The sequence below is a fragment of the Pseudoalteromonas obscura genome (assembly GCF_030135505.1).
Lineage (GTDB): Bacteria > Pseudomonadota > Gammaproteobacteria > Enterobacterales > Alteromonadaceae > Pseudoalteromonas > Pseudoalteromonas obscura.
The window spans coordinates 261867-273850 of sequence record NZ_JASJUT010000009.1 but is presented as its reverse complement, the minus strand read 5'-3'; the positions used below and the strand labels follow the sequence as shown (position 1 = coordinate 273850).

At 43.0% G+C, this 11984-nt stretch carries 8 protein-coding genes; all 8 read left to right on the top strand.

Translation table 11 applies throughout. The annotated features are described in order from the left end of the window. Positions 1-942: 942 nt before the first annotated feature. Entirely contained in the window at positions 943-1632 is a 690-nt protein-coding gene (locus QNM18_RS19465; RefSeq protein WP_284138170.1) for a DNA-3-methyladenine glycosylase I, read from the top strand. A 3-nt stretch (positions 1633-1635) separates the two neighbouring features. After that, positions 1636-3066, top strand: coding sequence for a protein adenylyltransferase SelO (locus QNM18_RS19460; RefSeq protein ID WP_284138169.1), 1431 nt, complete (start codon positions 1636-1638; stop codon positions 3064-3066). Continuing rightward, positions 3067-4869, top strand: coding sequence for an ABC transporter ATP-binding protein (locus QNM18_RS19455; RefSeq protein ID WP_284138168.1), 1803 nt, complete (start codon positions 3067-3069; stop codon positions 4867-4869). A gap of 118 nt (positions 4870-4987) precedes the next feature. Then, positions 4988-6046, top strand: coding sequence for an OmpA family protein (locus QNM18_RS19450; protein WP_284138167.1), 1059 nt, complete (start codon positions 4988-4990; stop codon positions 6044-6046). Between the two features lie 253 nt (positions 6047-6299). After that, a complete protein-coding gene (gene acnB / locus QNM18_RS19445) occupies positions 6300-8897 on the top strand; it encodes a bifunctional aconitate hydratase 2/2-methylisocitrate dehydratase (RefSeq protein ID WP_284138177.1) in 2598 nt (865 codons plus the stop codon). A gap of 234 nt (positions 8898-9131) precedes the next feature. Further along, positions 9132-10076 (top strand): autotransporter outer membrane beta-barrel domain-containing protein, encoded by a 945-nt coding sequence (locus QNM18_RS19440; protein WP_284138166.1) that lies wholly within the window; start codon positions 9132-9134, stop codon positions 10074-10076. Next, positions 10076-11056: a hypothetical protein gene (locus QNM18_RS19435; protein WP_284138165.1), complete on the top strand. Its 981-nt coding sequence runs from the start codon at positions 10076-10078 to the stop codon at positions 11054-11056. The genes QNM18_RS19440 and QNM18_RS19435 overlap by 1 nt, the downstream gene beginning before the upstream one ends. Before the next feature lie 287 nt (positions 11057-11343). Then, a complete protein-coding gene (locus QNM18_RS19430) occupies positions 11344-11976 on the top strand; it encodes a 2OG-Fe dioxygenase family protein (protein WP_284138164.1) in 633 nt (210 codons plus the stop codon). The last annotated feature ends 8 nt before the right edge of the window (positions 11977-11984 follow it).

The window sequence follows — 11984 nt, the reverse complement described above, 5'->3', positions numbered from 1 at the left end:
TGGAAGGCCACCCCGCCTATGCGGAACTCAGTAGTGAAACGACATAGCCGAAGGGTCGGCCCCGACCGATGATAGTGTGTGGGGCGGCCAGCGGTGGCTTTCCCATGTGAAAGTAGGACATTGCCAAGTGCCAAATAAGAGAAAGCCCGATTCGCAAGAGTCGGGCTTTTTTTGTGTGCAAACTAGTGTGCGAAGCACGCGCTGTTTGCGCAAGGTGAAGGGAGCAAACTTCACAGCTTTCACCCCCCTTTACCCCTTTTAAATATAGTCCCTCATCAGCGGTCAAAACGGCTCGTTTCACCTTGCGCGAAAAGAATGTCAGCGCTTCGCGCTGTGTAATTATCCTTTTGCACGATATTCACCTTGTGCAAAAGAAGCGTACTCACTTCGTTCGCTGTCGCTAACCTTTTGCACCCTAGACCCTGAATCAAGTTCAGGGTGACGAGAAGGGTAAATACAGCTCAGTTGTTTAATACCGTCGTCCTGAACTCGTTTCAGGGTCCATGTTTTTGATGTTGGGTAGGTTTTGGAGATGACAGTCTCAGCAATAGTTAAAACAGCTCACTTCACCTTGCGCAAAAGAAGAGTACTCACTTCGATCGTTGTCGCTAACCTTTTGCACCATAGGCCCTGAATCAAGTTCAGGGTGACGAAAAGGGGTAGCGGCCTTAGCAACTGTTAAAACAACTCACTTCACCTTGTACAAAGCGAATGAACTCGCATTGCTCGCCATTATCAACATTTTGCACTGGGCCGTTACTAAGTGTGCCTAAGTTACCAATTTGTGCGAGGTAACCACTTCACTTAATTCGTTGTTATTAGACCGCTCAGCTATTGATAAGGCGCTAATAATATCCTTATATCTTTAGTGTGTTTAGTAGGCACAATATGTGAGACTATTATTAATATAGAGATTTGAATTAGTGTGATATAGGGGCCCCATTGACTCAATTTAACGAAATTTATGACAGAGCGTGCGAAAGAAAAGGAGGCGAAGCGAATATACATATTTTGTTGGAAGAACCGCAATCGCATAATGCGCTTAATTTGCTTACTGACGATGAATGGTTAGAAGAATTCACGCGTAAAATTTTTCAATCTGGATTTTATTGGTCAGTTGTAAATGCCAAATGGGATGGATTTAGAGAGGTATTTTGGGACTTTTCAATCGATAAGCTGCTTTACATGTCGCCAGAGATGTATGAACAGCGTGCACAAGATGAGCGTATTATTCGGAACTATAAAAAAGTGCAAAGTATCGCTATCAACTGCCATATGATTTATGAATTACAACAAGAGCACGGATCATTTTCTTCGCTGATAGCTAACTGGCCAAGTAGCGACATTATTAATTTATGGCTATTACTTAGAAAAAGAGGAAACCGCCTAGGAGGTAATACAGGGCCATTTGCATTACGAGCACTCGGCAAGGATACCTTTTTACTTACAAAAGATGTTGAGTCTTACTTACGTGCAAATCATATAATTGATGGGGGCTTACAGTCGCTTAAATCATTAAAGGCTGCTCAGCAGCATTTTAATGAGCTTCAACAATCAAGCGGTCTCTCAATGACTGCACTTAGCCAGCTTATCGCCTTCAGTGTCGGTGATAATATAATACAGAGTAGTTAAGTTATGTTTTATTCACGATATGCTCCAATAGGTGAAAAATTTGCAGTACCTGCGATACCTAATGATTTTAACAATGCCAAAGTCACAGTGTTCAATACTGAGCTGAATACTCAGTTAGGGTTGAATTGGAATTTAGAGACTGCACAGTACTATTTATCGGGTAGCCGACCTTTACCCGGAGCACAAAGTGTTTGCTTAGCTTACTCTGGACATCAGTTTGGTCAATTTAATCCAACTTTAGGGGATGGTAGAGCTCATTTAATTGGTTCGTTTAAAGCACGTGATCGAGAGACTTTTGATATTCAACTCAAAGGATCAGGTGCAACAGTATTTTCTCGAGGCGGTGATGGGTTATGTGCACTAGGCCCTGCTATTCGGGAATTTGTAATGAGTAAAGCGTTGTTGAGTTTAGGTGTGCCTTCTACACAATGTTTGGCTGTGTTATCGACTGGCGACTCTGTGTATCGCCAAGGCGAATTACCAGGAGCTGTTGTGGCGCGTGTTGCACATAGTCATATTCGAGTTGGGTCCTTTCAGTATTTGGCGGTGCAACAAGACTCAGAAGCGATGTTGAAGTTGTTAGAATTGGCAATGAAAGATGTCGGCTTGGAGAGTAATGGCCTTGCAGAAGAAGATATATTTTCATTCTTTCAGTTTGTATGTGACGCTCAATGTGATTTGATACTGAAGTGGTTACAAGTCGGTTTTATTCACGGCGTGATGAACACTGATAACACCCTTATTAACGGAGAAACCATAGATTATGGCCCGTGTGCAATGATGGAATCATTTTCGTTTAACCGTGTCTTTAGTTCTATAGATCGACAGGGGCGCTATGCATTTGGCCAGCAGCCTAATATGGCGAGTTGGAACTGTGGTCGATTGGCTGAGTCTCTATTGTTGCTTATTGAGGATGAGCAAGTAGCAATAGAACGCTTTTCTAAAATATTAGCCGGGTTCTCGGAGCGTTTTAACCAAGGTTACAAGCAACTTTGGCATAATAAACTGGGATTACTCGACGAACAGCCAGGTGATCAGGACTTAATAACGGCGTTATTGGAAGTCATGACTCGTCATGAACTCGATTTTACGAACACTTTTGCTTCATTAACTGCGATAAAAATCAATCGCCAGCAGCTTCAATACCCAATTCCACCCGAATTGGACGAGTGGGTAAACAAATGGAAGGCACGTATTCAAGATCATGAGTCCAGCGAGGTCGCGGCAGTCATGCAGCAGCATAACCCGGCTATCATTCCTCGCAATGATGTATTGGAAGAAGTAATTCGTGATTTTTATCAGTATGGTAATAGCGACATTTTGGATAGTTGGTTGGAAGCTTTAAGCGTGCCATATAACTATGATAATTATCCTGAAAAGTGGTTGTTATCTCAAACCAATACCAAGAGCTATCAAACTTTTTGTGGTACCTAAATGCTAAGTACAAATATGACAGGCCTATTGACGTGGAAAGAGATCCAAAGACAAGTATTAAAACATAAAAAACCATTGATCTATGCGCATTTAATAGCGTTGATGGCTGCTTTGGTGAGTGTACCTATTCCACTTATGATGCCTTTACTGGTTGATGAAGTATTGCTTGAAAAGCCCGGTGTGGCGGTTGAGTTTATGGATGGGTTATTGCCGCCTGACTGGCAAGGGCCGACAGGGTATATCCTATCGATTTTATTTGCTGTCATGTTGATGCGTATAGGCGCGTTATTACTTGGTGTCGCTCAATCGCGTCAATTTACAATTATAGGTAAAGATGTATCGCTGAATATTCGTCAGCGCTTACTATCACACCTATCCAAAGTGCAATTAAAGGAATTCGAAACACAGGGCGGTGCCGCAATCAGTTCTAGGTGTGTCACAGATATCGAGACGTTGGATGGGTTTATCAGCCAGACAATGTCACGCTTTCTGATTGGCCTATTAACCATTGTAGGGACTGCCATCGTATTGCTGTGGATCGATTTTACCCTAGGCTTAATTATTTTGACCTTAAACCCAGCGGTAATCTATTTTTCACGCCAGTTTGGCAAACAGGTAAAACACCTGACTAAAGAAAAAAACAATGCATTTGAAGCATTTCAGACAGCCTTGGTCGAAACATTGGACGCTATTGCTCAGTTAAAGGCAATGAGGCGCGAGCATGGCTACTTTGACAATGTTCTAAATGCTGCCAAAGAGCTCAGGTATCACTCTGTACAATCCCAATGGAAAACAGATGCTGTAAACCGCTTGAGTTTCACAGTATTTTTACTTGGGTTTGAAGTATTTCGCGCGATTGCTATGTTAATGGTGGTGTTCTCTGGTCTCTCTGTTGGCCAAATTTTTGCCGTGTTTGGTTACCTCTGGTTTATGATGGGGCCTGTGCAGGAAATCTTGAGCATTCAATATTCTTATTACAGTGCGTCTGCTGCACTACAAAGACTGAACCAAGTACTAGATTTTGAAACAGAATCATCTAAAGCACAGCGCAATGACAAGACTCAGAATGTATTCAGTGCCGAGAAAATAGCCATTGAGTTTAAACATGTGAACTTTGAATACAATGATGGTCAGCCCATACTAAATAATGTAAGCATGCATATTCCCAAGGGGAAGAAAGTCGCTTTAGTGGCCGTGTCTGGAGGTGGGAAATCAACTTTAGTTCAGTTGTTACTTGGCCTCTATCAAAAGTCTAGCGGTGATATTCTGATCAATGGTACGGCGATAGAAGATGTAGGCTATGATCAAGTTAGGGAGCATGCAGTCACCGTGTTACAACAGCCTATCCTATTTAATTCCACCATTCGTGAAAACTTGAGTTTAGGTAAGCTATGTACTGATGAGCAGTTGTGGCATGCGCTAGAAATTGCTGAGTTGGCAGACAATGTCAGGGCGATGGAAGGCAAGCTAGATGCCATTGTAGGGCGAAACGGCGTTAAACTGTCTGGTGGACAGAAACAACGCCTAGCTATTGCACGTATGGTAGCAGCAGACCCTAAAATGGTTATTTTAGATGAAGCAACTTCCGCATTAGATGTAGAAACTGAAGCGCGGATCCACAATAACTTGAATCAATTTCTCAGTGGGCGTACAACTTTAATTATTGCCCATCGGCTAAGTGCTATCCGTCAAGCGGACATAATTTATGTTTTAGATGATGGCCGCGTAACACAATCGGGAGACCATCACTCATTGCTTGAAGAAGATGGTTTATATCAAGTTTTGTTTGGTCATCAAGGCTAGATTCAGCTTCATTTCTTAATTAAAAATACTTATTTAGTGTTAAGTAATTATTAAGACATCGACTACTATTATCAGGCTATCAAAATTAATCAGTCTAGATTTTAGAGGGAAAAAAGCGATGAAACTTAAAATGCTAAGTATTATTGTGGCAATGGCGACAGCATCTTCGTTACAGGCAGGAGAAGTAGAGGAAGGTGCTTATATTGGGGTATTTGGTGACTACTACGACGCGAACTGGGAAAATATCCGCGGAGTTGCGAACGGCGGCGTAGGCATTGACAATTCCACTGGTTGGGGAGCCGAGCTAGGTTACCGCTTTAATAAATATTGGAGTGCGCGCATAGAGTATGCTGACATGGACTTTGATTTAGAAGGTGCAGGCGTTGGTTCTCAAGATGGTGACCGACTAGGCATCGATGGTTTATACCATTTTAATGGTGGGCCATTTTATGCACTTGCAGGCTTGAAATCGATAGATATATTCGATAGCAATTTATTTGCCAATGCAGGGGTTGGTTATCGTCATCATTTCACTGACAACTTTGCAGCTAATTTTGAAACCACTATTTATCAAGGGCTAGAGCGTGGTTATACCGATGTTGGAGCAAAACTTGGTATCAATTATATGTTTGGTAAAACAGCGAGCAGTCCAACTAAAGTTGAACCAGCCCCTCAGCCAGCACCGCAACCTGTTGCAGTCGACAAGCCAAAAGACAGTGATGGCGACGGTGTATGGGACCGTGACGATCGTTGTGCAAATACACCAATGAGTGATGCTGTAGATGCGATGGGCTGTAGTTTATATGAAGATAAAGAAGTGACGGTCAGCTTGTTAGTGCGTTTCCCGAACAATAATTCGCAGGTTTCTCAGCAATACCTAGATGATATCAATGCGGTTGTAGAGTTTTTACGTGCTCACCCAGAGACTACTGTAGTTCTTGAAGGGCATACATCGAGTTTAGGAAAAGCAGACTACAATATGTGGTTATCTAAAAAGCGTGCAGATGCGGTAGCGGCGCAACTAGTTGATGAAGGGGTAGCTCGATCTCGGATCTCCACCATTGGTTATGGAGAAGAGCGTTTATTAGATAGCAGTAATACACAAGAAGCGCATACAGCGAACCGCCGCGTTGAAGCAAAGGTTATTTCTATAGAAAGAGTGAAAGTTAAGCGATAATGCTGTTAAGTTGGCTGGGCGGCACCTGTTGCTCAGCTTTCATATTCAGTGTTGAATAATCATTACACCAAAATATGTGTTGCACTCAAGCGTATTCATTAAATTAATATCCGTTATTCCTTCCGACTACAACTTGCAAGATTTTCATCTTGGTTTAAAGCCCTTATAATCAAATAGCTAGATTAAAAGATAAGCAGTTATATACAAAAATACTAAAATGCTTATTAAAACACGTCACCAAGAGGATAAAACCGTGCTTCAAGAGTATCGAAATCATGTTGAAGAGCGTGCGGAAAATGGAATCGTTCCTAAACCATTAGATGCCCAGCAAACCGCAGACTTAATTACCTTAATAAAAAGCCCCCCAGAAGGAGAAGAAGAGTTTATTTTAGACCTATTGGTCAATCGAGTTCCGCCCGGCGTTGATGATGCAGCCTATATAAAAGCGAGTTTTCTTGCCGCCATCGCCAAAGGTGAAACTTCATCACCTCTAATTTCAAAAGTGTATGCAGTAGAACTGTTAGGTACAATGCTGGGTGGCTACAATATAGCACCCATGATAGAGCTGCTTGACGACAAACAGTTAGCTCCAATTGCAGCTAAGGGGTTGTCGCATACATTATTAATGTTTGACGCGTTTTATGATGTTGAAGAAAAAGCGAAACAGGGTAATCAATTTGCGCAGCAAGTGCTAGAGTCTTGGGCAAAAGCTGATTGGTTTACTGAAAAGCCTGCTGTAGCAAAGAAAATTTCGGTCACTGTATTCAAAGTGACAGGTGAAACAAATACGGATGACCTTTCGCCTGCGCCGGACGCTTGGTCTCGCCCCGATATTCCATTGCATGCGCTGGCGATGTTGAAAATTGAACGTGATGGGATCGTACCTGAAAAACCAGGAGAGATTGGCCCCATATCACAACTTGAAGCGCTAAAAAGACAAGGTTTGCCGCTGGCATACGTAGGTGATGTCGTCGGTACAGGCTCTTCTCGTAAATCAGCGACGAATTCAGTGCTTTGGTTTATGGGTGAAGATATTCCTTTTGTGCCCAATAAGCGCGTAGGTGGAATTTGTCTGGGTGGTAAAATAGCGCCTATTTTTTTCAACACCATGGAAGACTCTGGTGCACTGCCCATAGAGTTGCCCGTCGATAAGCTAAACATGGGTGATCAAATCGACATTTACCCCTACGAAGGCCTAGTTAAACGTTTTGGTACGGATGAAGTCATTTCTCAATTTACGCTCAAATCAGAAGTGATTTTAGATGAGGTTCAGGCAGGTGGGCGTATTCCCCTGATCATTGGCCGAGGATTGACAGATAAAGCTAGGGCTTCTCTGGGTCTAGAGCAAGAGCGTATTTTCAAAAAACCTGCTCAAGCAGGTGAAACAGGAAAAGGGTATACGCTGGCACAAAAAATGGTGGGTAAAGCATGTGGTGTTGATGGCGTAAGACCCGGGCAATATTGCGAACCCGTCATGACCACTGTTGGTTCCCAAGATACCACAGGCCCAATGACACGTGATGAATTGAAAGACTTAGCATGTCTTGGTTTTTCAGCTGATCTCACAATGCAGTCTTTTTGTCATACTTCCGCTTACCCTAAACCTATTGATGTGAATACTCACCATACGCTACCTGATTTTATGATGAATCGGGGCGGGGTCTCTCTTCGCCCTGGCGATGGTGTTATTCACTCATGGATCAATCGTATGTTGCTGCCTGATACAGTTGGAACCGGTGGTGATTCCCACACTCGTTTCCCTTTAGGGATTTCATTCCCGGCAGGTTCTGGCGCCGTTGCATTTGCGGCCGCGACTGGGGTTATGCCGCTGGATATGCCTGAGTCTATTTTGGTGCGTTTTAAAGGTGATATGCAAGTTGGGATCACACTGCGCGATCTTGTTCACGCCATTCCATATTTCGCCATCCAACAAGGCTTATTGACGGTAGAGAAAAAAGGCAAAGTCAATGAATTTTCAGGTCGGATCCTTGAAATTGAAGGGGTTGAACATTTAACTGTAGAGCAAGCGTTTGAATTATCCGATGCATCAGCGGAGCGCTCGGCAGCTGGATGTACTGTTAAGTTGTCACAAACGTCGATAGAGGAGTACCTCAATTCAAATATTGTGATGTTGAAATGGATGATATCTGAAGGTTATGGTGAGGTGCGTACCATTGAGCGTCGCATTGCAAAAATGCAGGCTTGGTTGGAGCAGCCCCACTTAATGGAAGCGGATGCGGATGCTCAATACGCACATGTATTGGAGATTGATTTAAACGAGATCAAAGAGCCGATACTATGCGCCCCCAATGATCCTGATGATGCCCGATTATTATCAACAGTTCAAAACGAAGAAATTAATGAAGTATTCATCGGGTCGTGCATGACCAATATTGGACACTTTCGAGCTGCTGGCAAACTACTTGATAATTTCACAGGCCAATTACCCACTAGAATGTGGATAGCACCTCCAACCAAAATGGATAAAGATCAATTGACCGATGAAGGGTATTACGGAATTTATGGTCGTGTTGGCGCGCGAATTGAAACTCCAGGGTGCTCGCTATGCATGGGCAACCAAGCAAGAGTCGCTGATCGCGCAACGGTCGTATCCACGTCGACCCGTAACTTTCCGAATCGTTTGGGAACTGGTGCAAATGTATTTTTGGCCTCGGCTGAACTGGCAGCTGTTGCAGCCATCATAGGCCGGTTACCCTCGCCAGAGGAATACCAAGAGTTTGCCGCGAAGATCAATGCAACAGCGGCGGATACATATCGGTATCTAAACTTCCATAAAATGTCGCACTATACGAAAAAAGCCGATAGCGTGATTATTCAACAAGCGGTGTAAAGGTGTAAAAAGCTCGCATTTGGCGAGCTTTTTTCGTATATCAGGCCTGTTAAACTCTCCCTGTGGCTTGCTGCAATAGTGTCTATGTCCTTGACTATAAAGACGTCTGTACTAATGTTTATATCATCCACTGACATGCAATAGTTAGTGTGAAACCGTTTCAATCGGCCTGTAAGCAAGGGGTTGTAATGTTGTGCCTTGTTATACAAGACAAGAACATTATCGAGGAATACCATGAAATATACATTTGCCTTGCTGGGGATATTTAGCGGCTGCGTATCTGCTGCTCCACTGCCTTCTTTCAGTGAAATTCGATTGGGGTTTGAGTCTATTGATTACAATGAATCACTTGCAGATGTTGCAGGCTTTGGCCAGTTGTCTCAATCGATCTCAGTGACTAACCCTGCGGTCAGGCAGCTATCATATACAGGGATTGATGAACGTTGGGGTTTTTATATTGGTAGTGCAGCGACAATTTCGACAGAGATAGACCAAGAAACCTGGTCATTAAAAGACTTTGGTGCAATCCAGCAGAACGACTTTAAAGTCAAAGCTAACGAATTAGCGTTTACCGCAGCATACAACTACCAACGTGCGCTTCAGTTGACGTTTGGGATGAAAATTTTTACTTCTAGTTTTACTCGTTCAAATTTTAAATTCGTTAATCCGGGTGCTACAAGATTTGACGACGCACTCAAAGCGCTGCCGCGTGAAGACGGGGATCCTGTGCCTCGTTTTGATTTACCTGGTCAAACCAAAGATGGGGATGACGTATTGCAAAATAACCCTGCTTCGTTAGTGCCTGTGATTTCTGTGACAGAAGATCAAATGGGAGTTTTAGCCACAATTGGTGCGCGTTACGATAGCAAGCTGGTGCGTCCAGAAGATAAATTTAGTTGGTATATTGAAGGCGAGCTGAGTAGCCCTGTGTACAGCCGAATTCAGAATACGCAATTTGAAACAACAACCTTGACTGATAATTTTAATGGTTGGGGGATGATGGCAAGGACGGGAGTGAGATATCAGGTTGTTGAGCATGTTGCTGTGATGTTTGGGGTAGATGCTTACTACAAAGAGAGAGATACCGTAACAGAGGAAGTGAATGGTCGACGTTTGCGAGTTCCTGAAATAGAATACACTAACGTTTCTTTGACCGCAGGATTACAATGGAGTTACTAATGCGAATGAAAGTCGGCCTGGTTTTTGGGGCCTTGCTTTTGAACATTACAGGCTGTAAAACACTGGACTCAGTGCAAAACTCACTGGGAGGCTCTTCGCCTACGACCGAACAGGTTCAAGCGGCGTATAGTAGAGCGGAAGCTTCCTATAAAGAAGCACAACAAGCCATGTATCTGGCAAATGTTGAATCATTGATTGACTATGATAGCGAGCGCATTCAAAAAGCCCAAAAAGAATGGAAGGAGTTGGAGGAAAACTTTTCAGATTTAAAATCCAAGCCTTTTGAAGCACTTGATAGTGCATCTTTTTTTTCGTCTCAGACGGTGAGTGGGGAGATAATTGAGCTCAGCCAAGAAGTGTTGGCACTTGTAGCTGGCGCACAAGCGGCAAAACAATTGATTTTATCTGTGCTAGAACCTGTACGTTCGCATTTTGCTGTACTGGATAAATTTGCAACGGAAGAACATTTTTCTACACGTTATCGCAAGCTCAGTGAGAGGCATAATAAGTTTAAAGCGATGTTGGTAAATGGTAAGCAGCTTGAAGTCGAAGCGATGTTGCCTGAGTACACCGCTTTGCTTACTGCATTGGAGATCAGTGCTGTTGAGCTGCACTACTTGGGAGAAATCGTCGCTCAACTCCGTGCCATTGCTGCTTCCCCTAAAGCTGAAGTACTGCCCAGTGTTACTATGGATGCCAATAATACCAGTGAGTATGCAAAACAATACATCCACAGCAATGTACGGAATTATGAGCAGATCGAAGCGAAAGTGAAGCAAGCTCAATTGCAACTACAAAGGATCGAGCACTTATATCAGGAGCATCTTGTTCGTAAACAGGCATTGGCAAATAACCAAGTGGAAGAACAGCTACTGATACTTGAAAGCCAGCTACTTGCATTAACAGAAAAAGCAGGGCTGGGAGATCTGCGGCATTTAACCTTTGCCGAGCAGCTTGCAGCAGTCAAAGAAAAGCTTTAATACGTGATTGTTTGCTAAGGCATGGTACTCAGTTAACTTCTGTTGATGCGGTATCATGCTTGACGTAAATATTCATGCACTGGGAACGACTGAATAAGCAAAAATGCTACGCTCCTCATAAGGCAATAGTTGCCAAATTTGAAATTATTGGCATATTAATCTAACAATTGTTTTTAGAGGGTATATTTATTCTTGTCTTTTGATAAAAACAAGCTATTCAAAATCAAAATTTCCATCTAAATAGATTAAGATCTCTGCCAATTTTACATCTACAGGCAAGAGCAAGCATGACAGCAGTAAACAACCAGAATTTGCTTCAACTTCGTTTTATTCAACAATCGCATATTGATTCAGTCAAACCATTTTTTCCCCGTTTGCCAGACAATCCTTACGCTGACGGTGCATTTCGTAAACGTCGTTATTCGGTGTTGAAGTTTGCCGCAGGTAATATCTCAATACAGCCCGCAAAAGCTTTTGTTCAAGATGACTCAATCAATCAATTCCAAGGCAATGTTGAGCGTGTTTACGAGAACTTGGAAGCGGACTTACTACAAAGTGAAGGGTTTAAGCATTTATTGCAAGAGTTCAAAGTGATGACTGGTGTTGCAGACGATGCTGACATTGAAGTGCATCAATTTAGAATGTTGGCGATTGAAAGTGATACACCTCCTGCACCAGAAGGTGTGCACCAAGATGGCTTTGATCACGTGTGCGTATGCGGTGTTTCACATGAAAATATTGCTGGTGGTGAGTTGCTAGTCTACGAACACAAAGAAGCTGAGCCATGTTTTAAAATGGAAATAAAAGATGGTTTGTTTGCGCTTGTGAACGATCGTGAAGTCTGGCACAACGCAACGCCAATGAATAAGCTAAATGCCGAAGAGATTGGCTATTTAGATTGTTTCGTATTTACCGCATAAAGAGGTCT